The organism is Streptomyces sp. 135 (assembly GCF_020026305.1).
Taxonomy (GTDB): Bacteria; Actinomycetota; Actinomycetes; order Streptomycetales; family Streptomycetaceae; genus Streptomyces.
Map to the genome: position 1 here is coordinate 6,359,994 of NZ_CP075691.1, position 26,859 is coordinate 6,386,852.

General features: G+C 70.5%; 19 protein-coding genes and 1 pseudogene. 15 read left to right on the forward strand and 5 right to left on the reverse strand.

All coding sequences use genetic code 11. From position 1 onward, the window contains the following. Window positions 1-42: 42 nt before the first annotated feature. Window positions 43-765: a TerD family protein gene (locus tag KKZ08_RS28685; RefSeq protein WP_346657896.1), complete on the reverse strand. Its 723-nt coding sequence runs from the start codon at window positions 763-765 to the stop codon at window positions 43-45. Window positions 766-856: 91 nt separating this feature from the next. Between KKZ08_RS28685 and KKZ08_RS28690 the strand changes: the two genes are divergently transcribed. Further along, entirely contained in the window at window positions 857-1,462 is a 606-nt protein-coding gene (locus KKZ08_RS28690; protein WP_223779227.1) for a YdbC family protein, read from the forward strand. 28 nt (window positions 1,463-1,490) lie between these two features. Here the strand turns inward: KKZ08_RS28690 and KKZ08_RS28695 are convergent, their stop codons facing one another. Further along, on the reverse strand, window positions 1,491-2,243 hold the full coding sequence (locus KKZ08_RS28695) for a TetR/AcrR family transcriptional regulator (RefSeq protein ID WP_223777178.1): 753 nt from the start codon (window positions 2,241-2,243) through the stop codon (window positions 1,491-1,493). Window positions 2,244-2,381: 138 nt separating this feature from the next. On the opposite strand from KKZ08_RS28695, the gene abc-f reads away from it, so the two are divergent. The 4 genes from abc-f to KKZ08_RS28715 all read left to right on the forward strand — a co-directional run bounded on the left by abc-f (window position 2,382) and on the right by KKZ08_RS28715 (window position 7,724). Next, on the forward strand, window positions 2,382-3,992 hold the full coding sequence (gene abc-f / locus KKZ08_RS28700; protein WP_346657897.1) for a ribosomal protection-like ABC-F family protein: 1,611 nt from the start codon (window positions 2,382-2,384) through the stop codon (window positions 3,990-3,992). 34 nt (window positions 3,993-4,026) lie between these two features. Continuing rightward, on the forward strand, window positions 4,027-4,686 hold the full coding sequence (locus KKZ08_RS28705) for a histidine phosphatase family protein (RefSeq protein ID WP_223777180.1): 660 nt from the start codon (window positions 4,027-4,029) through the stop codon (window positions 4,684-4,686). Between the two features lie 12 nt (window positions 4,687-4,698). After that, the gene (locus tag KKZ08_RS28710; RefSeq protein WP_223777181.1) at window positions 4,699-5,607 is read left to right on the forward strand and encodes an ADP-ribosylglycohydrolase family protein; all 909 of its coding nucleotides are present in this window, start codon (window positions 4,699-4,701) and stop codon (window positions 5,605-5,607) included. A 614-nt stretch (window positions 5,608-6,221) separates the two neighbouring features. Continuing rightward, window positions 6,222-7,724 (forward strand): DUF4173 domain-containing protein, encoded by a 1,503-nt coding sequence (locus tag KKZ08_RS28715; protein ID WP_223777182.1) that lies wholly within the window; start codon window positions 6,222-6,224, stop codon window positions 7,722-7,724. 185 nt (window positions 7,725-7,909) lie between these two features. On the opposite strand, the gene KKZ08_RS28720 is transcribed toward KKZ08_RS28715, so the two are convergent. Beyond that, window positions 7,910-9,466 carry an MFS transporter gene (locus KKZ08_RS28720; protein WP_223777183.1) on the reverse strand — a complete coding sequence of 519 codons (1,557 nt, stop codon included), beginning with the start codon at window positions 9,464-9,466 and terminating at the stop codon, window positions 7,910-7,912. A gap of 142 nt (window positions 9,467-9,608) precedes the next feature. On the opposite strand from KKZ08_RS28720, the gene KKZ08_RS28725 reads away from it, so the two are divergent. The 3 genes and pseudogenes from KKZ08_RS28725 (at window position 9,609) to KKZ08_RS28735 (ending at window position 11,951) form a co-directional block, all read left to right on the forward strand. Further along, window positions 9,609-10,223, forward strand: a complete 615-nt coding sequence (locus tag KKZ08_RS28725) for a TetR/AcrR family transcriptional regulator (protein WP_223777184.1) — start codon at window positions 9,609-9,611, stop codon at window positions 10,221-10,223. 241 nt (window positions 10,224-10,464) lie between these two features. Beyond that, a complete protein-coding gene (locus tag KKZ08_RS28730) occupies window positions 10,465-11,166 on the forward strand; it encodes a ribonuclease HII (protein ID WP_223777185.1) in 702 nt (233 codons plus the stop codon). Between the two features lie 79 nt (window positions 11,167-11,245). Beyond that, window positions 11,246-11,951, forward strand: a pseudogene (locus KKZ08_RS28735) (hypothetical protein). A 593-nt stretch (window positions 11,952-12,544) separates the two neighbouring features. On the opposite strand, the gene KKZ08_RS28740 reads toward KKZ08_RS28735, so the two are convergent. Together KKZ08_RS28740 and KKZ08_RS28745 are read right to left on the reverse strand one after the other, a co-directional pair. Further along, window positions 12,545-13,183 (reverse strand): hypothetical protein, encoded by a 639-nt coding sequence (locus tag KKZ08_RS28740; protein ID WP_223777186.1) that lies wholly within the window; start codon window positions 13,181-13,183, stop codon window positions 12,545-12,547. Between the two features lie 220 nt (window positions 13,184-13,403). Continuing rightward, window positions 13,404-15,593 carry a RecQ family ATP-dependent DNA helicase gene (locus tag KKZ08_RS28745; protein ID WP_223777187.1) on the reverse strand — a complete coding sequence of 730 codons (2,190 nt, stop codon included), beginning with the start codon at window positions 15,591-15,593 and terminating at the stop codon, window positions 13,404-13,406. A gap of 133 nt (window positions 15,594-15,726) precedes the next feature. Between KKZ08_RS28745 and KKZ08_RS28750 the strand changes: the two genes are divergently transcribed. The 7 genes from KKZ08_RS28750 to KKZ08_RS28780 all read left to right on the forward strand — a co-directional run bounded on the left by KKZ08_RS28750 (window position 15,727) and on the right by KKZ08_RS28780 (window position 26,846). Further along, entirely contained in the window at window positions 15,727-17,439 is a 1,713-nt protein-coding gene (locus tag KKZ08_RS28750) for a DUF4192 domain-containing protein (RefSeq protein WP_223779228.1), read from the forward strand. A gap of 399 nt (window positions 17,440-17,838) precedes the next feature. Continuing rightward, window positions 17,839-19,755, forward strand: a complete 1,917-nt coding sequence (locus KKZ08_RS28755) for a glycogen debranching N-terminal domain-containing protein (RefSeq protein ID WP_223779229.1) — start codon at window positions 17,839-17,841, stop codon at window positions 19,753-19,755. A gap of 167 nt (window positions 19,756-19,922) precedes the next feature. Then, window positions 19,923-20,684, forward strand: a complete 762-nt coding sequence (locus KKZ08_RS28760; RefSeq protein ID WP_223777188.1) for an NUDIX hydrolase — start codon at window positions 19,923-19,925, stop codon at window positions 20,682-20,684. Between the two features lie 261 nt (window positions 20,685-20,945). Continuing rightward, window positions 20,946-22,826 carry an ATP-binding cassette domain-containing protein gene (locus tag KKZ08_RS28765; protein WP_223777189.1) on the forward strand — a complete coding sequence of 627 codons (1,881 nt, stop codon included), beginning with the start codon at window positions 20,946-20,948 and terminating at the stop codon, window positions 22,824-22,826. A 162-nt stretch (window positions 22,827-22,988) separates the two neighbouring features. Next, a complete protein-coding gene (locus tag KKZ08_RS28770; protein WP_223777190.1) occupies window positions 22,989-23,879 on the forward strand; it encodes a FadR/GntR family transcriptional regulator in 891 nt (296 codons plus the stop codon). A 452-nt stretch (window positions 23,880-24,331) separates the two neighbouring features. Further along, complete coding sequence (locus KKZ08_RS28775) at window positions 24,332-25,876, forward strand: RNA polymerase sigma factor (protein WP_263303363.1); 1,545 nt, start codon at window positions 24,332-24,334, stop codon at window positions 25,874-25,876. A 139-nt stretch (window positions 25,877-26,015) separates the two neighbouring features. Continuing rightward, window positions 26,016-26,846 (forward strand): serine protease, encoded by an 831-nt coding sequence (locus tag KKZ08_RS28780; protein ID WP_223777191.1) that lies wholly within the window; start codon window positions 26,016-26,018, stop codon window positions 26,844-26,846. Window positions 26,847-26,859: the final 13 nt, after the last annotated feature.

Consider the following 26,859-nt stretch of genomic DNA (forward strand, 5'->3'; position numbering starts at 1 on the left):
CTCAGCCCGGCTCCTGGTGCTCGGGCACCGCACGGCCCGGCGTCAGGTCTTGCTCCCCATGAGGGAGGCGAACGACGTGGGGTCGGCGTCGAAACCACGGATGGCCTCGCGGAACGACCACGCCCCGGACTCGTCCCTGGTGAATTCGGCGATGGTCGCGGCTGTGCTGTCGGCGACGCCCGCGAGGTCGTTCTGTGCCAGGTCCGTGTGGCCCTCGCGGATCCGCACAGCGGTGTTCGTGATGTCGCCGAACACCTTCTGCGTCTCCTGCTGCTGGATCGCTACGCCCACCACGACGCGGGAGTACGTGGGCGCGAGGCGATCGAGCTCCAGCACCATGACCTCGTCGAAACCGAAGCCCTGCCCCGTCCTGCTGTCACGGTTGAGGGTGATCGTGCCGTCCGGCGAGCGGCTGTCGAAGTGGACGAGGTAGACGGGCTTTCCGTAGGGAGCGTCCGCCGCGTACGTCGCGGCGATGATGTCGAGGTCGTTGGGCGGGGAGCCGGCCGTGCTCGGGTCCCACTTGAGACCGACTTCGACCTTCTTGATTCCCTTGCTGACACTGCTCATCGGGCTTCCCCCTCCTCGTGACCTGGCCGTCGTCGTTCCGCCAGGATGTCCCGGATACACGCTACGACGTACGACTGACAACGGAGTAGCTTCCCTGGTCAGGAGGGTGCCATGGACGTATCCGGACGGCTCGGTCATCGAACAGGGCGTCCCTGTGCGCGAATCGGCGATGATTCTCGCTCGGGCGTTCGGCATCGAGCTGGGTGCCACCGGCTCGGCCGAGCTGATCCGGGTGCACTACGCCGGAGCGCGAGCCGGGCCGCGCTCCGCGCCGTACGATGGCGCGGTGCTGGTCAAGTGGATTCGCTGCACCGTGGTGGACCGTCGGGGGTTCGAGCGAGGGCAGCGGAAATGGGCGGGGCTTTTGGGGGAGCCGGGGTTCCGGGGACAGGGCGGGGGGTGGAGCCGAGGGAGGCCGGGCGTCGCCCATGTCTTCGCCTTCTGGGAAAGCCGTGCCTTCTATGACTCCTTCATGGCTCGCTCGCACGACCGCCTGGCGGCTGCACAGGGGGGCACCTTCAAGGACCTCCAGGCCAAGCTCTTCGATTACCGCTTCGACGTGAAGACAGGGTTCGAACCGCGCTTCACGGGCGCCGACGTGGTGCGGGTGGCGCACTGCCGGGTCCGCGAAGACCGGGTCGAGCACTTCGCCCTCATGCAGGAGAAGGTGTGGAACCCGGCGATGGCGGGCTCACCCGGGATGGTGCGCGGGCTCTTCGGAGAAGCGCCCGGACACGAATTCCTCGTGCTTTCCATGTGGCAATCCGCCGCCGAGCACGGCAAATACCGCGCCGAGCGGGTGGAACGCCTCTCGCTGCGTGCGCAGACGGACGCCGATGTCGCCGCTCTCGCCGGGGACATCGTGCAACTGGAGCCGTCCTGGACGGTCTGACCCTGCGTCGCGGTGAGGGCGCGCACCCTCACCGCCTGGTGAACACCCCTTCACGCGTGGCGGCGATGGCCGCCGCCGCCGACTGGTCGGCGAGCGTCGTGTCGATCGGTTCACGTGTGATGAAGACGCGGAACAACAGGGGTGCGGACACGGCGCGGACGAGAGCCGCCGCGTCGATGTCAGCAGTCGCCTCGCCGCGCTCCACCGCACGGGCGACGACCGTCTCGCAGCGGGTGAACCGCTCGGCGTAGAAGGAGTGCAGGGCTGCGGCGGCGCGCTCCGACTGGAAGGCCGCGGCGACGAAGGCGGTCGGCGCCGCGGCCGACGTCTCGTCGGAGAAGGATGCGACCACCTCCCTGGCCAGCTCGCGCAGGTCCCCTTCCAGGCTGCCGGTGTCCGGCGGCGTCCATGTGTCCTCGCCCGCCATGTCCAGGGCGTCGGCGACCATGCCTTCGAGTCCGCCCCATCGGCGGTACAGCGTGGTCTTGTGGACTCCCGAGTGGTCGGCCACGTATTCGACGGTGAGGCCGGGGTAGCCATGATCGGCGAGGCCGCTCAGCACGGCGTCGCGGACGGCGGCGCGGGTGCGGGCCGTGCGGCCGCCGGGGCGGCGGGTGCCGGGGACGGCGGTCGACGCCGGCGACGACTCGACATCGTCGGGCTCCGGGACCCCTTTGGGAGGGTTTCGCCGGTCCGTATCGCCACTCGCCGACCCGGCGGCGCGCCGATCCGCATCCTGCGACCGGCTGCTCCGACCAGCGGCAACGGGCTTCTGCGCCATGGATCGTCCCTCTCCGTCATCTCGTGTCCGAGAAGTTTACTGCAACTTCTGTTGCGTTAGCTCTCTCGCTGTGTCACATTTGTCGTAATGCAACGCCCGTTGCGTTTGCCTGGCGTGGATGTGAATTCGGGGGTGCCCTTGCCTACTCAGATCTCTCTGCATGGCGTGACCAAGGCCCGTGGCGATCGGCTGCTGTTCGACGGGGTCTCCCTCGCGATCAAGCCGGGCGAGCGCATAGGCGTCGTGGGGGAGAACGGCGCGGGCAAGTCGACACTGCTGCACCTGATGTCCGGTGACGAGCAGCCCGACGAAGGTGAGGTCGTGACCGTCGCCGAACAGGGGGTCGGGCTGCTCGCACAGACTCCCCAGTTGCCTGCGGAGCGCTGCGTCGGTGACGCGATCGACGCGGCGCTGGCCGAGCTGCGAGCCATGGAGCGGCGGCTGCGCGAGCTCGAAGCGGACCTTGGTTCCGCGACCGAACAGGCCCTGGGGGAGTACGGCGATCTGCTGACGGCCTTCGAATCGCGCGGCGGCTATGAGGCGGACGCGCGTGTGGACAAGGCGATGCACGGGCTGGGCCTCGGGCATATCGGCAGGGACAGAGTCCTGGGCAGCCTGTCCGGAGGGGAGCAGGCGCGGCTCGGCCTGGCCTGTCTCATCGCCGCGGCCCCGGAAGTCATGCTCCTGGACGAACCGACGAACCACTTGGACGAGGGGGCGCTCGACTGGCTGGAGAGCGCCCTGTCGGTACATCGCGGCACCGTGGTCGCGGTCTCCCACGACCGCACGTTCCTGGAGCGGGTCGCCACCGCGATCCTTGAAGTGGACGCCGACCGCAGGACCGTGGTGCGGCACGGCGGCGGCTATCAAGGACTGCTCGCGGAACGGGCAGCTGCCCGCTCGCGCTGGGAGCAGGAGTACGCGCAGTGGTGCGAGGAGACCGCCCGACTCCAGGAGTTCATGGCGACCACCGCCCATGCCGTCGCCGGCGGACGCGCCATGAAGGACAACAACAAAATGGCGTACGACCGGGCGGGAGGCCGGGTCCAAACCTCGGTCGCGGGCCGCGTGCGCAACGCGCAGGAGCGACTCCGCAGACTCCAGGAGCAGCCCGTCGCCAAGCCTCCCGAGCCTCTGAGATTCGCGGCGCGTCCCGTGACGGGCGCCACCGAAGGCGCGCTGGTGGCCTTGCGGAACGTACGCGTGGGCGAGCGGCTCGCAGTGGACGAGTTCACGGTGTCGGCCGGCGAGCGCCTGCTGATCCACGGGGATAACGGCGCGGGGAAATCCACACTGCTGCGCACCCTGGCGGGCGTGCTGGAACCGGACCAAGGCGCCGTCGTCCGCAGAGGGCGGATCGGCTATCTCGCACAGGAGATACCGGTCCGGCGTCCTGCCGAGCGCGTCCTTGAGGTCTTCGGCAGAGGGCTCGGACTGACCGAGGAGGAACAGACGGAACTGCTCCTTTCGTTCGGCCTGTTCCGGGATCGCGACCTGCACATCCCAGTGGGCTCGCTCTCCGCCGGACAACGCCGGAGGCTTGCTCTCGCGCGGCTGCTCGCCAGGCCCGCGGATCTCCTGCTCCTCGACGAGCCCGCCAACCACCTGGCGCTCGGCCTGGTCGAGGAATTGGAGGCGGCGCTCGACGAGTGGACAGGAGCGCTGGTCGTCGTCTCGCACGACCGGTCACTCCGACGGCGTTTCACGGGGCGAATACGCCGGATGGAGTCCGGGCGGCTACCCGGCTGACCCACCCGCGAGCGAGCCGATCTAGGGTTTCCGCATGGCACGCCCGCGGCGCATCATCCTGGTCCGGCACGGCGAGTCGGCGGGGAACGCCGACGACACCGTGTACGAGCGCGAGCCCGACCACGCGCTCGCCCTCACCGAGACGGGGTGGGCCCAGGCGGCGGAGACGGGCAAACGACTGCGGGAGGTGCTCGGCCGGGAGCGGGTGAGCGTGTACGTCTCGCCGTACCGCCGCACGCACGAGACGTTGCAGGCGTTCCGGCTCGACCCCGAGCTGGTGCGGGTGCGTGAGGAGCCCAGGCTGCGGGAGCAGGACTGGGGCAACTGGCAGGACCGGGACGACGTACGCCTGCAGAAGGCGTACCGGGACGCGTACGGACACTTCTTCTACCGTTTCGCGCAGGGCGAGTCGGGAGCCGATGTCTACGACAGGGTGGGGGCCTTCCTGGAGAGCCTCTACCGGAGCTTCGAGGCCCCGGACCACCCGCCGAACGTCCTGCTGGTCACGCACGGACTCACCATGCGGCTGTTCTGCATGCGGTGGTTCCACTGGACGGTGGCGGAGTTCGAGTCCCTGGCCAACCCGGGGAACGGCGAGATGAGGATGCTGGTGCTCGGTGAGGACGGCAAGTACGCACTGGACCGGCCGTTCGTGCGCTGGCGCGAGCCGGAGCCGTACGGCGTCACCGGATAGAGTGGCAGGGCGATGACCGCTGACTCCTCTCCCGACCGGCGCCTGGAGCGCGCTCTGGCCAGCCTGCGAGGACTGGCGGTGGGGGACGCGCTGGGCTCCCAGTTCTTCGTGCCCGCGCATTACCCGCTGCTCAAGCACCGACAGCTGCCGGACGCCCCGTGGCAGTGGACCGACGACACCGAGATGGCCTGTTCCGTGCTGGCCGTCCTCATGAAGCACCACCGGATCGACCAGGACGCGCTGGCTCAGTCCTTCGCCGAGCACCACGACTTCGACCGCGGGTACGGACCTGCCGTGAACCGGTTGCTGAGGCTGGTCCGTGAGGGCGGCGACTGGCGGGAGCTGGCCTCCGCGCTCTTCAAGGGACAGGGGTCCTGGGGCAACGGTGCCGCGATGCGGATCGCCCCGCTCGGCGCCTGGTACGCGGACGACCCGGAGCAGGCGACGCACCAGGCGGAGATCTCGGCCTACACCACGCATCAGCACCGAGAGGCCGTGGTCGGCGCCATGGCGGTGGCCGCAGCCGCTGCGCTGACGGCCGATCCGGCGGGCCCGCCGACGCCGCAGGCCCTCCTCGACGGCGTCGTCGCCCTGGTGCCGCGCAGTGCCGTGGGTGCGGGACTGCGCCGGGCACGGGACATGCTCGACTACGGCGACGCGGCGACGGTCGCCGCGGTGCTGGGGTGCGGGCGCCGTACGACGGCCCATGACACGGTGCCGTTCGCGCTGTGGTCGGCGGCCCGGGGGCTCGGCGGGTACGAACGCGCTGTCTGGGACACCGCCCAGGTGGGCGGCGACATGGACACGACCTGCGCCATCGTGGGGGGCGTGGTTGCTTCCGGGGACGGCGGCGAGCCGCCCGCGGAGTGGCTGGAGCGGACCGAGGCGCTGCCGGACTGGCTGCCCGTCGGGAAGGCCTGATCCCGGGCACTTCGGGAACCATCGGCGGCCGCAGGTCACGGTCGTGCCACAGGCGCATCCGGGCCGGGAGCTGAGCATGGACGTCCGGTTAGTCTGATGCGGCCCGTCAGTTGATCTTGGCTTGCGCGCGTTGAACGAGATGCCGGTCCCGGCAGCCCAACGGTCACGTTTGTGAGCCGCGTGCGGTCCGGATGAACCGGTCGGGAGGGGGTCCCGTGTCCGACCTATCAGCCAGTGGTGAGCCCACGGCCGGTGGCGAAGCAGAACGTAGCGGCGATGGCGAAGCACTACGCGGAGGCCAAGCGGTTGCCGGTGGTGATGCGTCCGTCGGCGGTGATGCATCTGCTGGTGGGAGTGCATCGGCCGCGGTGGACACGCCCGCCGCGGCCGAACCGCCTGGCGCCACCGAGCCGCCGGCCGTTGAGGAGCCACGCGACGCCGCCGAAGCGGCCGGTGGTCACGGGGTGTCGGTATCCGGCGGCGGTGGTCAGGCCGGCCCCGAGGGCCGGGCCGCTGCACCACCGCAGTACGGGACGCCCGTGCCGCCGCGGCATCCGCAGTACCAGGCAGTGGGACGGGGAGGACCGCAGCCACACGACGCCTGGGGTTCCCCCATGCGCGAAACCACGCCGTTCCTCGCCGGTCTGCGCACCGACCCGCCTGGCCCCGTCCGGACGGCGACACTCTTCTCGGTGCTCGCCGCAGCCGTACTGAGCATGCTGCTCTTTGGTGACGGACTGTCGATCAATCTGCTGATCGTTGCCGTCCCTGCCGCGCTCGCTGCCTATGTCGCCTCTCAGAAGGCCGGTAGCCCGCCCGGCCCCTGGTCCCTGACGTGGGCGGTCGGCGGACTCGCACTGCTGATCGTGCCCGCACTGCGGGACGCGGGATGGCCGTCGTTCCTCGCTGTCGTCTCCGCGGTCGCGCTCGGCTCACTCGCCTTGCAGGGCTGCCGGACCTGGCTCGGGATAATCCTCAGCCCCATCGGCCTCTTCGACGCGATCTGGAAGGGGCTCGTCTGGGGCTGGCGAGGCATGCGCGAGCGCGCGGGGAGTGCGCGCGGTGCCGGTCCCGCGATGCGCGCGGTGGCGATGACCGCCGCACTGCTCCTGGTCTTCGGCGCACTGTTCGCCGGTGCGGATGCCGCGTTCGCCGGCCTGCTCGGCGAGCTGATACCGGACACCTCGCTCGCCGGAGCCCCCTGGCGCGTCCTGCTCCTGGTGATCGGGGCGGCCGGCGCGCTCGCCGCAGCGCACGTGGCAGCTTCCCCCCTCCGGTGGGACCGGCTCGTGGTGAAGCCCGGCCGGGCCCGCGGCCGGATGGAGTGGGCGCTGCCGCTGATCGTCCTCAACGTCCTCTTCGCGGCCTTCAACGCCGTCCAGCTCGCCGTGCTCTTCGGCGGCTACGAAGCCGTCCTCGACAAGACCGGACTCTCGTACTCCGCCTATGCGCGGCAAGGCTTCTGGCAGTTGCTCCTGGCCACACTCCTCACACTGCTCGTCATCGTGTTCGCGTTGCGGTGGGCACCTCGTGATGGCACCAAGGACCGCACGCTCGTCCGTGCGGTGCTCGGCACGCTCTGCGCGCTGACGCTCGTCGTGGTGGCGTCCGCGATGCGCCGCATGGACATGTACGTGGAGGCGTACGGCCTCACCCGGCTCAGGATTTCGGTCGTAGCCGTGGAGCTCTGGCTCGGCGTGATCATCGTATTGATCATGGCTGCCGGCGTCTGGGGCGCTCGATGGCTGCCGCGTGCCGTCGCCGCGAGCGCTGCGGCGGGAGTGCTGGCCTTCGGTCTGCTGTCGCCTGACGCGATGATCGCCGAGCGCAACGTGCAGCGTTACGAGGACACCGGAAAGTTCGACCCTGATTACGCCCGTCAGCTGTCCGCGGACGCGATACCGGCCCTCGACAAGCTTCCGGAGCCCCAGCGCTCCTGTGCGATCGAGGGCATAGCCGAGAGCCTCGGCGATGAGGAAGGTCCCTGGTACGCGACGAGCCTGGGGGAGTCCCGGGCGAGGCGGATCATCGAGGCACGGCCGCCGCGGACGGGCGTGGGGGTCTGCGGAAGGACGGGTACGGACGATCCGCACACCCCGTACCCGTCCTACCCCTGACGTCGGGGCGCCCAGGGGCCCGGCTCGCCGTACGGCGGGGTGCTGTACTCGGCGCTGGCGGCGGCGGGCTGAGGTGACCGCGTCCGCCCGCCGCCCGCACCCGCTTCAGCAACCACTGCCCGCACCGGGCGGCCACACCTCGCCTGCCGGGCCGATCTGACCGCCGCGGTCGGCTCGCGCCCCGCTCAGCCGCCGCTGGGGCCGGCCGCGCTAGCCGTGCCGGAAAGAGCGTCGAGATCGCTCTTGCGTACGCGGACCACCAGTACGGCGGTCGCCAGGGCCAGCAGAGCCATGGCCACCGCCGGTATGAAGGCGGTCGAGATGCCCTCGGACAGCACTTCATGGCCCCAAGGCGCCGGGAGTTCGTGCGTCTTGGCGAACTCGGCCTTCTGTTCCGGCGTGGCGTGTGCCATGAAGTCCGCCATCTGCTCCTTCCCCTCGTCCCGGCTCGCCGTGCCGAAGACCGTGGTGAGGATGGAGAGGCCGAGCGAGCCACCCACCTGCTGTGTCGCGTTGAGCAGCCCGGATGCCGCGCCTGCCTCGTGCAGGCCAACTCCGGAGACCGCCGTCAGCGTCAGCGTCACGAAGTTCAGGCCCATGCCGAAGCCGAACAGCAGCATCGGGCCGAGCACTCCACCGACGTACGAACTGTCCGGCCCGAGCAGCGTCTGCCAGCCCAGTCCCGCGGCGACGATGACCGACCCCGTCACCATGAACGGTTTGGGGCCGAGCACAGGCAGGAACTTCTGCGACAGGGCCGCACCGAGCGCGATCACGACCGTGACCGGCAGGAACGCCAGGCCTGCCTCGATGGGCGTGTAGTTCAGTACGTTCTGTACGAACAGCACGATGAAGAAGAACATGCCGAACATCGCGGCAGCCAGGCTGAGCATGATCACGTACGTGCCCGAGCGGTTGCGGTCGGCGAACATACGCAGCGGAGTGATCGGTTCCTTCGCGCGGCTCTCGACGAGCACGAAGGCGATCAGGAGGACGACCGCCGCCCCGAACGACCCCAGGGTGAGGCTGTCGCGCCAGCCCTCTTCCGACGCCCGGATGAAGCCGAAGACCAGCGAGGTCATGCCTGCCGTCGAGGTGAGCGCGCCGAGGAGGTCGAAACGGCCCGGGTGGCGTTCGGATTCGTTGATGTAGAGCGGGGTGAGGACGGCGATCAGGATGCCGATGGGTACGTTCACGAACAGCACCCAGCGCCAGTCGAGCCACTCGGTGAGCATGCCGCCGGCCAGCAGTCCGATCGCGCCGCCGCCCGCCGATACGGCTGCGAAGACGCCGAACGCGCGGTTCCGCTCCGGTCCCTCGGGGAAGGTCGTCGTGATGAGCGCCAGCGAGGTGGGTGACGCGATCGCGCCTCCGACACCCTGGAGGGCGCGCGCGGCCAGCAGTTGCCACGGCTCTTGGGCGAATCCGCCCAGGAGTGAGGCGAACGTGAAGAGGAGGATGCCGGCCATGAAGACGCGGCGTCGTCCGAGGATGTCCCCGGCCCGGCCGCCGAGCAGCAGCAGGCCGCCGAAGGTGAGGGTGTATGCGCTGACGACCCAAGTGAGGTCGGTCGTCGAGAAGTTGAGTGCGCCCTGAATGTGGGGGAGCGCGATATTCACAATCGTCGCGTCCAGGACCACCATGAGTTGGCAGGCCGCGATGACGGTGAGGGCTATGCCGGGGTGCCCCTCCCGGCGTGCGGCTCCAGGCTTTCGATCTTGCGTAAGTTGAGAGGTAGTCACATGATCCCCCGCAAGTGCCATAGTGAACGGTGCCGTTCACTGTCCTGAAAGACGGTAGTGACTCCCCTTCAGTGAACGCAAGCGTTCACTGAAGCTCGCTTCCCTCTTTCTGCTCGCTTGCTCGCTCAACGGAGAGATGTCGATGGTTACTTCGCGCTGGACGGCCGCCCCCGCTCAGGCGGCTTCCCCGCGGCGCCGGGGGCCCGTGCTGGAGAGGGCGATCCTCGATGCCGCCCTTGAACAGCTCAGTACGGTCGGCTGGGGTGGGCTGACGATGGAGGGCGTCGCGGCGGGCGCGCAGACGGGGAAGGCCGCGGTGTACCGCCGCTGGCCGTCCAAGGCGGACCTCGTCGTACACGCGCTGCGGGCCGGGTTGCCGCAGATCGACAGTGCGCCGGACCTCGGAGGTGTTCGGGAGGAGCTGCTGCAACTGTGCCGGCAGCTGCGGGAGGCGATGTTCTCGCGCCCCGGCTTCGCCTTGCGTGCCGTACTTCACGAATGCGACTCGGAGACGGCGGAACGCTTCCGTGACGTGATCTTCGAGGGGGTCGTCGAACCGGGCGTCAAGCTGATCAAGGAAGTCGTACGCAGGGGAATTGCGCGCGGAGAGGTGCGTTCCGGGGGAATGGACGACTACGTATGTGATGTCATTCCGGCCATGCTGATGTATCGCTCCAAGGTGTGCGGGAGCGAATGGACGGATGAGGAATTCGAGGATCTGATCGATCAGGTGATGGTGCCGCTATTGCGGCGGTGAGGTGAGGTGCGGGTCGGTTCCTGGTCGGCTTGGCGGGGTGAGTCGGCTGCGCCGGGTGGCTGGTCGGCCGGATGCTTCACGCTGTCTGCCGAGCGGCTTTCCCGCCCTCGGTGAGGGCGGTCCTCGGGCCCGCTCTGACCGGCCAGGGACCTGCCGGAGGCGCCCTCCGGAAGGCCCTCGAAGTTACTGGGCAGGCCTGGGTGTCGCTGGAGACCTCAGGCGGCGTAGGCTATCTGGCGCCATGCCGTACCAAGCACCCACCCACACCGTCGAGCGCTCCTTGCGCGCCACCACCGGAGCGAAGATCGTCGCCGGTGTCGACGAGGTCGGGCGCGGTGCGTGGGCGGGCCCCGTCACCGTCTGCGCGGCGGTCACGGGACTGCGCCGACCGCCCGAAGGGCTCACCGATTCCAAGCTGATCACTCCCAAGCGGCGCACCGTGCTCGCGGCGGAACTGGAGAGCTGGGTCACGGCGCACGCCCTCGGGCACGCCTCGCACGAGGAGATCGACGAACTGGGGATGACGGCCGCGCTGCGGCTCGCCGCGGTGCGCGCGCTGGAGGGGCTGCCGATCCGTCCGGACGCAGTGATCCTCGACGGCAAGCACGACTACCTCGGCGCTCCCTGGCAGGTTCGTACGGTGATCAAGGGCGACCAGTCCTGTGTGGCCGTCGCGGCGGCTTCGGTCATTGCCAAAGTCCGGCGCGACAAAATGATGGCCGAACTGGGCATCGAACATGCAGACTTCGGTTTTGCGGCCAACGCCGGCTATCCCTCGCCGGTACACAAGGCCGCGCTGGCGGAACGGGGACCCACCCCGTACCACCGGCTTTCGTGGGCGTATCTTGATGCGCTGCCCCAGTGGCGGCACCTCAAGAAGGCCCGCAGCTGGGCGGACGGAAACGTTCCGGAAATCGAGGGTCAGCTCGGCTTTGAGTTCTGACGCTTTTCCGGCCCTTCCGGTCGCACTCATGTGCCACCCGCCGACGCGACTCGCATCGGCGTTTGATAGACAACACTTCATGCCTCTCATTCCCGAGGAGCCTCAGATTCACGAGAGTGCCCAGGGTCCCCGCGCCACGCCGGCCAATGGCCGCACCGCGCCGACCCCCCGCCCCGTACCCGGTCCGCGTCCCGCGGCCCCGCCGCCCCGGCCGTCCGGGCCCTGCCCGGCCGATGCCGCCCGCGCAGCGTGCGCCGCGCGATGCGGCCGCCAAGCCCGGGCCGTCCGTCCCGGCTGCTTCCGGTCCCTCCACCGTTGCTCCCTCCGCTTCCGGAGTGACTACTTCCGGAGTGTCCGCTTCCGTAGCGTCCACCGACCGTGACCCTGCGGCTTCCGCTCCGCAGATCCAGCTGATCCCGGCCTCGGCCGAGGGCGCGCTGGACGCGGCGGAGGAAGCCGTCGACCTGCTGCTCGACTCCGGGCGCGCGCCCGGGGACGTCCTGGTGATCACCACCGGCGATCCGCACCCGTGGGCCACGCACGAGCTGTCCTTCGGCGAGGCCGCCTACTGGGCTCAGCACGACGCGGGTGACGACGTCTTCTACGCCGACGCCGCCGTGCTGACCCGTGCGGCGTCCAGGCCCGTGGTCGTCGTCGCCGTCAACGGCGGCAGCGAGGAGACCGCGGTCGCCGCGCTGCCGACGGCCGTGACCCGTGCAGGCACCCTGCTGATCGTGTGCGGCGACCCGCAGCGGATCAACTCGATGCTGGGCGCGGGCGTCTGACGTCCGCGTCCGGCGTCACCGCCTGGCGCGTCCTGGCCAGGCGGGTGCCTCAGGCGTACGACTCTTGATCTGCGCCAGGCGTACGACGCTTGGTGTCTGCGTCAGGCGTACGACGGCGTCCGGTAGGGGACGCACGTTGGCGGCCGCTGCGGGCCGCGTGTCGCTCGGCGGGGCCGTGCGGTGTCAGAGTCCACCGTGCGGTGTCCACCACGGTGCGGTGTGCTGTGCCGTGCGGATCGGGTCGCGGGTGGTCCGACGTTGGTCGCGCGAGGCATGGCTGGTTCGGCTGCTTGCCGATCCGTGCTGTGCCGTTCGTGCGGTTCCGTGCGGTTTCCTGTGAGCGGGCGGTGTGGGGACGGGGTGCGTGCCTCTGGGCCGTGCCTGTGCCTGCGCCTGTTCGTTGTCTGTGCCTGACGGCGTCTAGGCCGGGGGGCGGCGTGGCATGTCCGGGGGCGGCTGTGGCTGACAGGCCACCCGCCGGATCGGCTGGGTCTGCGCCGGGTGGGTCGAGGTGACGACGCCCCTGGTGTCCGCCTCTGAAGCGCTGCGGCCAGGTCGCGCACCGCGGGCAGTGCGGCCCGCGTCCGTCCGCGTCAGCGTGCCGCCGCGCGACGCAACACATCCGAGGCTGCCCCTCCGGTGCGAGGAGTCGGCGGATCGGCCCCTGTGAGGGCTTCAGGCTGCGAGTCGGCGCTCGGCCTGCGGCCACCGCGTCCCTCACCGAGCACCTGCCAGCCGTCGCGCGTCAGCGTGATGTACGCGCCGCAACGCAATCCGTGCAAGGTGCAGGCGTCCCGCAGACCCCACATCCAGGCTCCGTCCTCCTGCGTCCAACGGGCGTCCCCTTCGCGGCAGTAGAGCAGCACGGCCGTGCGCACCGGCGTGCGGCGCCGCAGATCGTGAGGGATGATCCGGCGCAGCTGGGCCAGCAGAGCGTTACGGAATATCCAGCCGTCCGTCGCGCTCGCGCGCAGACTGAACGAAGCGCTCGCCCGGAGCCGTTCCTCCGCATCCAGCACCGCCACGACGGCCGTCATGGGCGTCGGCCGATGTCGGGAGTGCAGACCACTCACGACCTCACGGGGGTTGCGCAGCAGAGGGATTCCCGCGGCAGACCACTCTGCGGGTTCAAGCATCCGGGCCAGTCGGTGGGCGGCATCGGCGGACATCTCGGCCGACGTCGAAGACTGCGACAGCGATGCCGCATCGGACGGAGCGAATCCGAAGGTCACGGTCCTCCCTTCGGCTACGCGCCCCAACTGAGGGCGGGGGTCGGGCTGGGGGGAGCGCACCGCGGCACAGCCCTACCGGGCCTTGGGTATCGCGCGGGGAGCAACTCCAATTCTTCCCGTCGTCGTGGCTCGCGGCAACGAGCAAGTCGGGGCCACGCGCCGGTATCGGGCGATGCGTCGCGTATATCCCTGCCCAACTCGTCCTGTCCTGACGCTCATTTCAGCCCTGCACAGCCAGGACCAGCGGCAACACCCCCTTGGCGCCGGTGCGACGGAGCATGCGCGCGGCCACCGCGAGCGTCCAGCCGCTGTCGGTCATGTCATCGACCAAGAACACTGGCCCCTCGGCTTCCTGGAGCGCGGCGGCGAGCGCGGGCGGCACCGTCAGCGCGCCGTCCAGGGCGCGCAGGCGCTGCGCGCTGTTGCTCCTGGGGACCCGCCCCGCATCGGCCCCCGCGGTGTACTCGATGGAGCCGAGGAGGGGGAGTCGGCCCACTTCGGCGATCCGGGCGCCCAGCGACTGGATCAGCTGAGGCCGGGTGTGCGAGGTCATGGTCACCACGCCTACCGGTCGCGGCTGCGCGTCGCCCGCGCCCGAGGCCCAGCCGCCGGGGCCCTTAGCCCAGTCCGCCAGTACATCCACCACGGCCTTCGCCACGTCGTCCGGAACCGGCCCGTCCGGGGCCTGCGGGGTGAGCATGGGACGCAGGCGGTTGCCCCACCCGATGTCGGAGAGCCGGCCCAATGCCCGCCCGGGAGCGGCCTGTTCGCCTGCCGGAATGCGTCCCTTGAGGTCCACGCCAACTGCGGCCAGGCCGGTGGGCCACATCTTGCGGGGCTCGACGTCCACGCCCGCCCGTCCGAGCTCGCCCCGTGCCGAGTCCAGCGTGGCGGAGGAGACCTCACCCCCGAATCGCGCACCTGCGCAGTTGTCGCAACGCCCACAGGGGGCCGCTTCCTCGTCGTCCAGTTGGCGTCGCAGGAACTCCATGCGGCAACCGGACGACGACGCGTACTCGCGCATCGCCTGCTGCTCGGCCTGCCGCTGCTTGGCGACCCAGGCATAGCGCTCGGTGTCGTACGCCCACGGCTGGCCGGTGGAGATCCAGCCGCCCTTCACGCGGCGGACAGCACCGTCCACGTCGAGGACCTTGAGCATCGTCTCGAGCCGTGAGCGGCGCAGCTCGACCAGGGGCTCAAGAGCAGGCAGCGAAAGCGGTCTGCCGGCTTCGGCCAGGACGTCGAGCGTGCGGCGCACCTGCTCCTCTGGTGGGAAGGCGAGCGAAGCGAAGTAATTCCAGATCGCCTCGTCCTCCTTGCCCGGCAGAAGCAACACCTCCGCGTGGTCGACACCGCGGCCCGCGCGCCCCACCTGCTGGTAGTAGGCGATCGGCGAGGAGGGGGAGCCGAGGTGGACCACGAACCCCAGGTCGGGCTTGTCGAAGCCCATGCCGAGCGCGGAGGTGGCGACCAGAGCCTTCACGCGGTTGGCGAGAAGGTCTTCCTCGGCCTGCTGGCGGTCGGCGTTCTCGGTCTTCCCCGTGTACGAGGCGACCGTGTGCCCGCACTGTCGCAGATAGGCGGTCACCTCTTCGGCGGCGGCGACCGTGAGGGTGTAGATGATCCCGGACCCCGGCAGGTCGTTGAGGTGGTCGGCCAGCCAGGCCAGCCGATGCGCGGCATTCGGCAACTGGAGTACGTTCAGGCTCAGGCTCTCCCGGTCGAGAGGCCCGCGCAGCACGAGCGCGTCCGAGCCGCCCCCGGTGCCCAGCTGCTCGGCGACATCCGCCGTCACGCGCGCGTTGGCGGTCGCCGTGGTGGCCAGGACCGGCACGTCGGGCGGAAGGTCCGCGAGCATGGTTCGCAGCCTGCGGTAGTCGGGCCGGAAGTCATGACCCCAGTCGGAGATGCAGTGCGCCTCGTCGACGACGAGCAGCCCGGTGGCCGCGGCAAGCTTGGGCAGGACCTGGTCGCGGAAGTCCGGGTTGTTGAGGCGTTCGGGACTCACCAGCAGCACGTCGACGTCTCCCGCGGCGACCTCGGCCTGTACGGACTCCCACTCCTCCGTGTTGGAGGAGTTGATCGTGCGCGCGCGGATGCCGGCTCGAGCGGCGGACTCGACCTGATTGCGCATGAGGGCGAGCAGCGGCGAGACGATCACGGTCGGACCGCTGCCGCGCTCGCGCAGCAGGGCCGTCGCGACGAAGTACACCGCGGACTTGCCCCAGCCCGTGCGCTGCACGACCAGCGCCCGGCGTTTGTCGGCGACCAGCGCCTCGATCGCGCGCCACTGATCCTCGCGCAGCCGGGCGCCGCCCGACGGGGGCGCCTCGCCGTAGGTGGGGGCGGGGCCGCCGACGAGGCGGGCGAGTACGGCGTCGGCCGCCGTGCGCAGGTCTTGGTTGGTCATGCCCCCATGCAACCCGATGGGTCGGACATTAGGCGAACGGGTCCGTCAGCCTGTGGACAAAGCTTGGCGTGTCCCTGATCGGGGTTATCCACAGGGGCAACCGGAATCTTGTGATCCGCGGGAGAGTCGGCGCATGACGAATCACAGCGAAGCAACCGGTCCGATCGACCCGAACGGCATCGACGCGGACGGCATCGGAACGAATGGTGTCGACCCGAACCGCGCGGCCCGTCTCGGCGGCTCGGTCGAACCCACCGACGCGGTCCGCCCCAGCGGCCCTGTCGGCCACGTGGACTCCGTGGCCCCCGTCGGTCCCATGCGCCCCGCTAGCCCCGACGAGACCGTCCGCCCCGGCAGCCTCACCGATATCGGCGAGGGGACGGCCCCGCCGAACCCGTTCGATGAGCCGCTGGTCACCCTGCGCACACCGGCCGAACTGGCCGATTCCCTGCCCTACCTACTCGGTTTCAAGCCCGAGGAAAGCATCGTGCTCATCGCTCTGCATGGTGATCGCGGGCAGTTCGGCGGGCGCGTGCGCCTGGGAATCCCGGAGCGCGCGGAGGACTGGCCGAACGTCGCGGAGCAACTGGCCCAGTGCCTGGTGGGCGGCTGCGAGCGGAGGGGAGCTCGCCCCGACGGCGTCATCGCCTTCCTCTGCCGGGAGCCCGACGCAGCAGGGTCCGGCCAACCTGTCGTGGAGCAGTTGCGGCCGCTGGCGCAGGTGTTGCGTACGGCGTGCGGTGCCCTCGACGTCCCGGTCTTCGAAGTCGTGTGTATTTCGGGGGACCGTTTCTGGACCTACTGCTGCCCGGAGACCCGCTGCTGCCCACCGGAAGGCATGCCTCTGCTCAGGCCGGGCACCTCGGTCCTCGCCGCCGCGGCGACCTACGTGGGAGTCCAGGCGGCCGCCACGCAGAGTGAGATCAGGGGGCGCCTGACTCCCTGGGAATCCGCTGCGGCGATCGAACAGGAGCGAGCCTTGGACGCCGCAGGCCTTGCGCTCATCCCCAGGATGCTGAGCGAGAAAGCGCGCATCACCGCTGTCGAGACGCTCGATCTGGCGCACCGAGTCATGGCGCGGCTGGCCGACGCCCCGCCCGTTTCCGGCGCGCTTGAGGCCGACAGCAGGGACGACGAACTGATCGCACACGACGAGGCGGCCGCCTTGATCCTCGGCCTCCAGGTCCGGGATACACGGGACCGCGCGGCCGAGTGGATGGAAGGCGCGGAGGCGCATCTGGCCCTGCGTCTGTGGAGGGCACTGTCCCGCCGTTGCGTCGGCGCGTACGCGGAGCACGCCGCGGCGCCGCTGGCCCTTGCCGGCTGGGTCGCCTGGTCCCTCGGTGACCTGGCGGAAGGCCAGGAAGCCCTGGACATGGCTCTGTGCGCCGACCCGGAGTACATGTTTGCTCTGCTCCTGAACCGAGCCTGCAACGAAGACATGGATCCGGAGCCGATCCGTCGCTGTCTTCGCAGGAGGCGCGACGACCGCGCCGACCATGACGACCGCGACGACCATGACGACCGCGCCGACCATGACGACCACGACGGCCCTGACGGGGAGGCGGCCCCCAAATCGCCGGACGGCATGGCCGAAATGCCGCAGGCTGAAGGGCTGTTGGAGGCCGGGGCCTCGACCACGCGGGAAAGCGCCCCTCGACGACGCCGGCGGCGGCTGCCTCGCTCGCCCGGAAGCGGTGGCCCCAGTACCTCCGACGCCCCGCGCACCTCAGGAGGACCAGGCAGCCCCCGCGCCAAAGGTGGCCCCAGCGGCTCCGGCGGTCCGGGTACGGGCCCGCAGAACCGGCGGCGCACGCTCAGGCGCGGCATGAGGAACGGCCGATGAGCGCGCCGGTCCGTTGCTGGGCCAGATGGGCGGCGCGGTTGCGCTCAGGGCTGGCGTCCATACGAAGTTGGCTCCATGTGGTCGGCTTCCCGCCGTGGAGGCGTGACTTGCGGCAGGGCGGGCCCGTTCACCTGAGTGGCGGTACCCGCGACCGGGTCGCGTGGCTGTACCGCCTCCGCCCTTCCGTAGCGCAGACAACGCCGAAGAAGCCGCCCCATGTCCCTTTCCGCTCCGTCTCCCGCACCCGACAGAGAGGGGTCCCACCGGGCCGCGCCGGCCCCCGCGTTCCGGCCCCTCGCACCGCAGCCGTCCGGGGCACCGGCTCAGGCACAGTCGACGAGGGCGACGTCCGCGACCGCGCCCCGATGTGCGCAGCTCCCGCCCGCGCACGCGACCTTGATCTGCGTCGCTCTGCCCGCCTTCGCGATCTCGACGGACCAGGGGCAGTTGACCGGCCGCGGACTGGAGGGGTTCTACCGCGCGGGACGACGGCTCCTGTCCCGCTGTCAGGTACGCGTGGCAGGGCACGAGCCGGTCGCGGTGCAGGCCCGGATGCTCTCGGCGGACAGCGCCCGCTTCGTGGCGACACTGCGCCTGTCGACCGGTACCGGTCCCGACCCGGAACTCGTCGTCGAGCGGATCCGGCACGCCGACGGTACGGAACGGATCACGCTGCACAGCTCGGCCGCGCGCCCCCTGCGGCTGCCCCTTGAGATCTCGCTCGGCACGGACCTCGCGGAGTTGGGTATCGTCGCGTCCGGCAGAGCCGGGCCCGAGGTTCCCGCCAGCGTGCACGACTCCGGGATGCGGTGGTCCTCCGCAGGGGCGCATTGCCTGGTCACGGCCAGCCCGGCGCCCGCGGACGCTCTGGCCTCCGCAGGATTGTTGCGCTGGGAGGTGGACCTGCCGCCAGGTGCCTCTCGCAGCATTGAGCTGCGGGTGAGACCTGATGGAGCGGGGCCGATCCGTGCGGCAGGACACGGCGCGATGCGTTCCGTCGCCACGGCGGAGGCGGTCGGCGACGACCCCGGAGTCCAGCCACTGCTGGCCCGTTCCGTCGAGGATCTACAGGCGCTACTGCTGAGGGACCCCGAGCACACCACCGACGTCTACCTGGCCGCAGGTGCGCCCTGGCGCTGCGGACTGGCACCTGCCGAGGCGCTGGCCGCCGCCCGCATGGCACTGCCGCTCGGTACCCGGCTCGCCGCCGGGACGATGCGCAGCCTCGCCCGGAGTCAGCTCGCGGGGGCAGGTCCCCGGTCGGGCATGATCCCGGGGCCATTGAGGGACGCGGGGCCGCACCTGCCACCGGGCTGCGCCGGCACCGAGGCGACGCTGCTCTTCCCGGCGCTCCTCGCCGAGGCGCGACGGTGGGGGCTTCCCGGGCCGGAGGTGGAGGAACTGCTGCCCACGGCGGAGAGGTGCCTGCGGTGGCTGCGTACCGCGATCGGTGACGGCGTGTTCCTGCCCGACGCGCATCCGAGTGGGCTGGCGCGCTGTGAGACCCAGGCACATGCGCACCGGGCCGCGCTGCTCGGCTCGGACCTGCTCGAGGCGTACGGCATAGAGGGCTCCGCGGGCCTGCGGCAATGGGCCCAGCGGCTGCGCTCGGCGTTCCGGGAGGAGTTCTGGGTGGCGGACCGGGCAGGTGGCCGGCCGGCTTCGGCCCGCCTGCCCGACGGTCGCCTTCTGCCGTACCTCACCGGGGGCGCGGCCCACCTCTTGGACACCGGCCTGCTGGGGTCGGGGGAGCTTGCCCCGGGCCTGCTCGACAAGATCCAGACCGAACAACTCGCCCGGCTGCTGGGCGGGCCCGTCATGGACTCCGGCTGGGGGCTGCGCAGCCTCGGGTCCAATGAGGCCGCGTACAACCCCTTCGGGCACCGGGGCGGGGCGGTCCGCGTGCAGGAGACGGCGGTCGCCGTCACGGGCCTCGCGGCGGCGGGATACGACAAGGAGGCGAGCTCACTGTTGCGAGGCATGTTGTCCGCGGCCTCGTGCTTCGACCATCGGCTGCCGGAGATGTACGCCGGGGAGCAGCGCACGGAGGGAGGGGCCCCGCTGCCGCACCCGGCTGCCTGCCGCCCGGCCGCGATCGCTGCTGCGGCCGGGGTGCATGTCCTGACGGCGCTCGCCGGGATCCGTCCCGACGCGCCCGCGGGGACTGTGACGTTGAGTCCGGTCCGCAGTGCCCCGTTGGGGGAGCTCGGGCTGACCGCGCTGAGCGTCGCGGGCGCACCGTTCTCCGTACGGGTGAGCCGGCTGGGCCTCGCCATGGTCGAGGAGGCGGCCGAGGGGCTTCAGTTGGGAGTGTGACCCTGAGGAGCGGACGGGAGGGCCACAGGCCAGGAAATCCGTAGCGCGGAGGGCGAGGCGGAGGAAAGGCACGAAGGGCCGGCAGTCATACAAGGGCGGGGAAGAACCACGCCGGAAGGGTGAACGAAGCAGGTGTTTATCGTCAGGAAGACGACTATGATCACCGCATGCCCCCCTACGACCCGTCGGCCTTCCCGCCCTTCGCCGTCACTGTCGACCTGGTCGTGCTGACCGTGCGCCGCCACGCGCTCTGCGCGCTGGCCGTGCGGCGCGGTGAACAGCCGTTCCAGGGGCGTTGGGCGCTCCCCGGAGGATTCGTACGTCCGGACGAGGACCTCTCGGCCGCGGCGGCGCGCGAACTCGTCGAGGAGACGGGCCTGTGTGCCCACGAGCCCGACGCTCCGGCGCAGGACAACGGAGCACATCTCGAACAGCTCGCCACGTACGGCGACCCCAAGCGCGATCCCCGGATGCGAGTGGTCAGCGTCGCCCACCTCGCGCTCGCGCCGGACCTGCCCGCGCCCCGGGCGGGCGGCGATGCGCACAGTGCGCGTTGGGCGCCGGTGGAGGCCCTGCTCAATCAGGCGAGCTTCGGCCGTGACGGCGAACCGTCCGCGCCGCTTGCCTTCGATCACGCACAGATCCTGGCTGACGGCGTGGAGCGCGCCCGTTCCAAAATCGAGTACTCGTCACTGGCCACGGCCTTCTGCCCGCCGGAGTTCACGGTCGGTGAGCTGAGACGGGTGTACGAGGCGGTCTGGGGCGTCGTCCTCGACCCCCGCAACTTCCATCGCAAGGTGACCGGCACCCCAGGCTTCCTCGTCCCCACGGGCGGCACCACGACCCGGCAGGGAGGCCGCCCCGCCCAGCTCTTCCGTGCGGGAGGCGCGACGCTCCTCAACCCGCCGATGCTGCGCCCGGAGGTCTGACCCTCCACCGCACGCCTCGGGGCCGGAGCGTGCCGCCGTACTCGCGTTGTCCGTCGGTACCTCGCCCGTCGGCTCTTCGTCTCCGACGCTCCAGCCGTCCTGCGTTCTGGCGGTCTTCCGGGGACACCAGCAGCCCGACTCCTGCCCGAAATGCCAGAAATATCGCGTTATCTTGCTTTAGTACCCACGGGGTTCGTCCGTCCCCGATCCGGCGGACGGGCCTCGGCCGCCGAGCGGTCGCCCCGTCCTGCGAGAGAAGCGATGATCCAGGCCATCGGACTGACCAGCAATCCCCGCGAGGAGCTCCCGCCCGCCGTCGACGACGTGTCCTTCGAGGCGCGCGCCGGCCGTGTCACGGCGTTGCTCGGCGCCGAGGGCGCTGGGAAGACCACGGCACTGCGGCTGATGCTCGAACTCCAACAGGGCCGCGGCATCACGTACTTCAGGGGCCGCCCCCTGCACCGCATCCCCCATCCGTCGCGTGAGGTGGGCGTGCTCCTGGGCGACGTCCCGGGGCACCCGTCGCGCACCGTCCGTGGTCACCTGCGCATGCTGTGCGCGGCAGTCGGAGTGCCCGTCCAGCGCGCCGAGGACGTACTCGAGGTCGTAGGCCTCGTGAGCCTCCGGGATCAGCGCCTCGGCACCCTTTCGCGTGGCATGGACCGGCGTCTGGGGCTCGGCTGCGCGCTGCTCGCAGACCCGCACACGCTCGTCCTGGACGGGCCGACCGAGGGACTCTCGGCCCGCGAGGGCGCCTGGCTGCACGGAATCCTGCGCGCCCACGCGAGCCAGGGCGGAACGGTCCTGTTCGCCACGGGTGACCCCAAGGAGGCCGCTCGGACCGCTGACCGCGTCGTCACACTGGAGGCGGGGCGGCTCGTCGCGGACCAGGAAGCCCCCGACTTCGCTCGGACCAGACTCCGCCCCCGGGTCGCCGTGCTGAGCCCTTACGCGGCTCGCCTCGGCGCGCTCCTCACCAAAGAGGCACGTGCGAGCCGGCGGTCCGTCGAGGCGGTCGCCGAGGGCGGCAACAGGCTCACCGTCTACGGCAGTAACTGCGCGGAGGTGGGGGAGACCGCGTACCGGCACGGAATCCTCGTCCATCAACTCGCCGACGAGGTGGGCGACGCGGGGCCTGTCGGTCCAGCGGGCCGCTGGGAGCCGTCGGAGGTGTGGACGACCCCTGCGGCCGCCTCCGGGGCCGGCGAAACCGGCCAAGGTGAGGCCGAGACCGAAGAAGAGGCGCCCCTGAGCGAGACGCAACGCCTCCCCACCGTCCCTCTGGCGCCCTCCTCCACTGCTCTACCTGCCCCTTCCGCCCCCCAGAGCGACTCCGCCTCCTGCCTGCCACCGCCCATCACTGTCCACCCCAGCCCCAGCCCTCTTCGCCCCGTGCGCTACGAGCTGCGCCGTCTGACGGGCGTGGGGACCGGCTATCTCACCCTCGCGGCGGTCCTCGCCACCTCCGTACTGATCTGCGTCCTCCTGGCGCGGGCCGGGCACACGCCGCAAGCGCGCCTGCTCGCCGCCTGGCCTCAGGATCTGCCCCTGCCGCCGGCGGCTCTCGGCGCGGGGTTGCTCGGTGCCCTCGCGTTCGGGGACGAGTTCCGCCACCCCGCCCTCGCCGTGGACCGGGGCACAGTCCCGCGCCGCTTGGGGCTGCTCCTCGCCAAACTGCTCGTCGCCGCCGCCACGGCGCTGCTGTCGGGCGGGCTCACCGTCGGGGCCGACGCCGTGGTGCTTCATCTCGTATACGGAGAAGAGCTCAGCGGAGTTCCCGCTGACTGGCTTTCCTTGAGCGTGAGTTGGGCAGCCCTGGTCTCGGGGTGCGCTTGGGCCGGAGTGTTGGCCGCCGGCGTCTTCCGTTCCACCACCGCGGGCCTGGCCGCCGTGCTAGGGGTGCCGATCGTCGTCGTACCTCTCGTACAAAAGGCCGTTGAGGGCCCTGCTGTGCGGTCGGCGGCCGGGCTTTCGGGGCGGCTGCGGGAGCTCGCGCTGATGCAGTGGCCGTTCGGAGTCGAGCGTTATGTGGCGGGAGGAATGCGCATGATCATTCAACCTGTGGGCGGGGCGCTGGCGTTGTCGCTCACCGCTCTGCTCTGCGCGTATGTGCTCACGGCGATGCGAAGCAGAGTCCGTTGACGATCATCCGTCGCCTTCCGTTCCGGGCCTGTGCGCAACTCCCCGGGCGACGCTCACTTCTTTCCGATAAGGCGTCAATTGCGGCGAGGTAAGCGATCACCCTTTCGTGTGCTTTTCACCAAAGACCTCAAGGCAGTTGGAGGCCACGCCGACAACTGATCCGTGAGTACCCTTGCGCACACCATGATGACCACCGCCCGCTCCGCCGACTCCGGTCTCGCCGGCCCGGGCGACCTCGACCGATACCCCTTCGCCGAGCCACATGGGGGCAGCGACCGTGTCGTCGCGCCCATGTGGGACGGCGCCGACCACGATCTGGGGCGCGTGAGCCGGCGCGCGTCAGGAAGCCGCGGCCGCGGGCTGCACGGCCAACTCGTCCAACAGCTGGGCCAGATGATCGTCTCCGGCGACCTGGGCGCCGACCGCCCGCTCGTCCCCGAGGAGATCGGCCAGCGCTTCGAGGTCTCCCGCACCGTCGTCCGTGAGTCGCTGCGCGTGCTCGAGGCCAAGGGCCTGGTAAGCGCCCGGCCCAACGTCGGCACGCGCGTGCGTCCCGTCAGCGACTGGAACCTGCTCGACCCGGACATCATCGAATGGCGGGCCTTCGGGCCACAGCGCGACGACCAGCGGCGCGAGCTCGGCGAGCTACGCTGGATGATCGAGCCACTCGCCGCCCGGCTCGCCGCGGGACACGGTCGCGAGGAAGTGCAGCAGCGCCTCGTCGACATGGTCGAGATCATGGGCCACGCAATGACCCAGGGTGACTCGATCACCTTCTCGCGCGCCGACGCGGAGTTCCACTCGCTCCTCATCCAGCTCGCCGGCAACCGCATGCTGGAGCACCTCTCCGGCATCGTCTCGGCCGCCCTGCAGGTCTCCGGGGGCCCCGTCACCGGCTGTGACCGCCCGAGCGAGGCCTCTCTCGTGCACCACTCGCGCGTCGTCGACGCGCTCGCGGCGGGCGACGGCGCCGTCGCCGAGGCCGCGATGCGGCAGCTGCTCACGGTCCACCCCGAGGTGGAGCGCGTCGTGCCCGCCCCGCGCGAGCACTGACCGCGCGTCCACGCCGCCCGCCGTGTGTGCTCCCCGCGGCAAGTGCCTCGCCGTCCCTGAGCGGTCGACGGCTCCCTCGCCGCACCAGCCGTCGCCGGATCTCCACGGGCTCCTCCAGAGCCCGGCGGGGTCCGGCGACGCGATCGTGAGGGTTGCGTCGCGGTGCATCGGGGGATCATTCGTGCATGCGTAAAGGTCGCTTCTGGCCGCATCTGGATGCTTTTGAGTACTTACGGGGTGTGACTCGGGCCACGTAGATTGGGCGTAACGCTCCAAGGAACAGCGCGATGACCTAAGAGGTGATAGCCGAGGAAGGAATACAGCGGACGTTCGCGACGCTGTGTAGCTCCCCGGCCCCCGCCCGCGCCGTCGGCCCAAATCCCTAGCCGCCGGTCGTCGGCTCCGGTCCACAATGGACGGGGCCGGAAGCCGTTTTCCAACGTTCCGAGAGGTTGTTCGTGTCGGCCAGCACATCCCGTACGCTCCCGCCGGAGATCGCCGAATCCGTCTCTGTCATGGCGCTCATCGAGCGGGGAAAGGCTGATGGGCAGATCGCCGGCGATGACGTGCGTCGTGCCTTCGAAGCTGACCAGATTCCGGCCACTCAGTGGAAGAACGTTCTGCGCAGCCTCAACCAGATCCTCGAGGAAGAGGGTGTGACGCTGATGGTCAGTGCCGCGGAGCCAAAACGCCCCCGCAAGAGCGTCGCAGCGAAGAGCCCGGCCAAGCGCACCGCGACCAGGACGGTCGCGGCCAAGACCGCCACGGCGAAGCCCACCGCCACCGCCGCCACTGAGGCGCCGACCGCGGACGGCACCGCCGAGGACGCGCCCGCGAAGAAGGTCGCAGCCAAGAAGACGACGGCCAAGAAGGCCGTCGCCAAGAAGACCGTCGCCAAGAAGGCCACGGCCAAGAAGTCCGCTTCCAAGAAGGACGCCGACGAGCTCCTGGACGAAGAGGCCACCGAGGAGGCACCCGCCGCCGGCAAGCCCGGCGAGGGCGAGCCCGCCGAGGAAGGCGCCCAGGGCTTCGTGCTCTCCGACGAGGACGAGGACGACGCGCCCGCCCAGCAGGTCGCCGCGGCCGGTGCCACCGCCGACCCCGTCAAGGACTACCTCAAGCAGATCGGCAAGGTCCCGCTGCTCAACGCCGAGCAGGAGGTCGAGCTCGCCAAGCGCATCGAGGCCGGTCTGTTCGCCGAGGACAAGCTGGCCAACGCCGACAAGCTCGCGCCGAAGCTCAAGCGTGAGCTGGAGATCATCGCCGAGGACGGCCGCCGCGCCAAGAACCACCTCCTGGAGGCCAACCTCCGCCTGGTGGTCTCCCTGGCCAAGCGCTACACCGGCCGCGGCATGCTCTTCCTGGATCTCATCCAGGAGGGCAACCTCGGTCTGATCCGCGCGGTCGAGAAGTTCGACTACACCAAGGGCTACAAGTTCTCCACGTACGCCACCTGGTGGATCCGTCAGGCGATCACCCGCGCCATGGCCGACCAGGCCCGCACCATCCGTATCCCGGTGCACATGGTCGAGGTCATCAACAAGCTGGCCCGTGTCCAGCGCCAGATGCTCCAGGACCTGGGCCGCGAGCCCACTCCGGAGGAGCTGGCCAAGGAACTCGACATGACCCCGGAGAAGGTCATCGAGGTCCAGAAGTACGGTCGTGAGCCGATCTCCCTCCACACCCCTCTGGGTGAGGACGGCGACAGCGAGTTCGGTGACCTCATCGAGGACTCCGAAGCGGTCGTGCCGGCCGACGCGGTCAGCTTCACGCTGCTCCAGGAGCAGCTGCACTCGGTCCTGGACACCCTGTCCGAGCGTGAGGCGGGCGTGGTCTCCATGCGCTTCGGTCTCACGGACGGCCAGCCCAAGACCCTCGACGAGATCGGCAAGGTCTACGGAGTGACGCGTGAGCGCATCCGTCAGATCGAGTCGAAGACGATGTCGAAGCTGCGTCACCCCTCGCGTTCGCAGGTCCTGCGCGACTACCTCGACTAGGTCTCGACAGTCGTCAGAGCGTTCCCCGGAAGGCCCGAAGTCCTCGGTACGAGGCTTCGGGCCTTCCGCGCGCGGGTGCGCGGTATGCGGCGCTGAATGACTCTGGGTAAGCCATCCCAGCCCAGAGTGAGGAGATCGCATGCGTCGTCCCTTCGCCCGATCGTGGACGGGGGTGCTGGCCACAGCGGCCGCTGCCGCCGCCCTGCCGCTGGCCTCCCCGTCGCCCGCGGCGGCCGACAGCGTGGTCATCGGGGGCAGTCCGGTGCGGATTTCGGAGAGCCCATGGGTGGTGGCGCTCTCCAGCCGTGACCGGTTCGGGGGTACCCGCTCAGGGCAGTTCTGCGGCGCCGTCGTGGTCGGGCGTACGACCGTCCTGACGGCGGCCCACTGCTTGAGCGAGGGCGTGCTCGGCGTACCGCTGAACAGAGTGTCGGACCTGAGGGTCATCGCCGGTCGCGGAGATCTGAGCACGTCGGAGGGGGAAGAGATCCCGGTCCGTGAGGCCCGGGTCAATCCGGAGTACGACGGCGACACGAACTCGGGCGACTTCGCGGCGCTGACCCTGGCCGAGCCGCTCCCCGAGAGCTACGTGATCGGCATGGCGGGGCCGGGCGATCCCGCGTACACGGCGGGGACCCAGGCAGCCGTATACGGCTGGGGGGACACCACGGGATCGGGCAGTTACGCCCGCACGCTCCACGCGGCGCGGGTGCAGGTACTGCCCGACACGGTGTGTGAGGAGGCGTACCCGGGCAGTGCCGACGGGAAGTACTCGGCGACGACCATGCTGTGCGCCGGTGAGATGGATGGCCGTCGAGACGCCTGTCAGGGCGACAGCGGCGGGCCGCTGGTCGCCGAGGGGCGGCTGATCGGCCTGGTGTCCTGGGGGAGCGGCTGCGGGCGTCCTGGCCGGCCAGGGGTCTATACGCGGATCTCGGACGTGGTGAGGATGATGGGGGGCCGCGCCTGAGGTGAGTGCTCAT

Excerpts from the sequence above, each read along its gene's own strand:
- KKZ08_RS28695 (WP_223777178.1), bottom strand. The coding sequence starts at position 2,243 with ATGGCGCAGAAGCCCGTTGCCGCTGGTCGGAGCAGCCGGTCGCAGGAT.
- KKZ08_RS28750 (WP_223779228.1), top strand. The coding sequence starts at position 15,727 with ATGACGAATCACAGCGAAGCAACCGGTCCGATCGACCCGAACGGCATC.
- KKZ08_RS28760 (WP_223777188.1), top strand. The coding sequence starts at position 19,923 with ATGCCCCCCTACGACCCGTCGGCCTTCCCGCCCTTCGCCGTCACTGTC.
- KKZ08_RS28685 (WP_346657896.1), bottom strand. The coding sequence starts at position 765 with ATGCCGAACGCCCGAGCGAGAATCATCGCCGATTCGCGCACAGGGACG.
- KKZ08_RS28710 (WP_223777181.1), top strand. The coding sequence starts at position 4,699 with ATGACCGCTGACTCCTCTCCCGACCGGCGCCTGGAGCGCGCTCTGGCC.
- KKZ08_RS28765 (WP_223777189.1), top strand. The coding sequence starts at position 20,946 with ATGATCCAGGCCATCGGACTGACCAGCAATCCCCGCGAGGAGCTCCCG.
- KKZ08_RS28715 (WP_223777182.1), top strand. The coding sequence starts at position 6,222 with ATGCGCGAAACCACGCCGTTCCTCGCCGGTCTGCGCACCGACCCGCCT.
- KKZ08_RS28730 (WP_223777185.1), top strand. The coding sequence starts at position 10,465 with ATGCCGTACCAAGCACCCACCCACACCGTCGAGCGCTCCTTGCGCGCC.
- KKZ08_RS28705 (WP_223777180.1), top strand. The coding sequence starts at position 4,027 with ATGGCACGCCCGCGGCGCATCATCCTGGTCCGGCACGGCGAGTCGGCG.
- KKZ08_RS28745 (WP_223777187.1), bottom strand. The coding sequence starts at position 15,593 with ATGACCAACCAAGACCTGCGCACGGCGGCCGACGCCGTACTCGCCCGC.
- KKZ08_RS28780 (WP_223777191.1), top strand. The coding sequence starts at position 26,016 with ATGCGTCGTCCCTTCGCCCGATCGTGGACGGGGGTGCTGGCCACAGCG.
- KKZ08_RS28725 (WP_223777184.1), top strand. The coding sequence starts at position 9,609 with ATGGTTACTTCGCGCTGGACGGCCGCCCCCGCTCAGGCGGCTTCCCCG.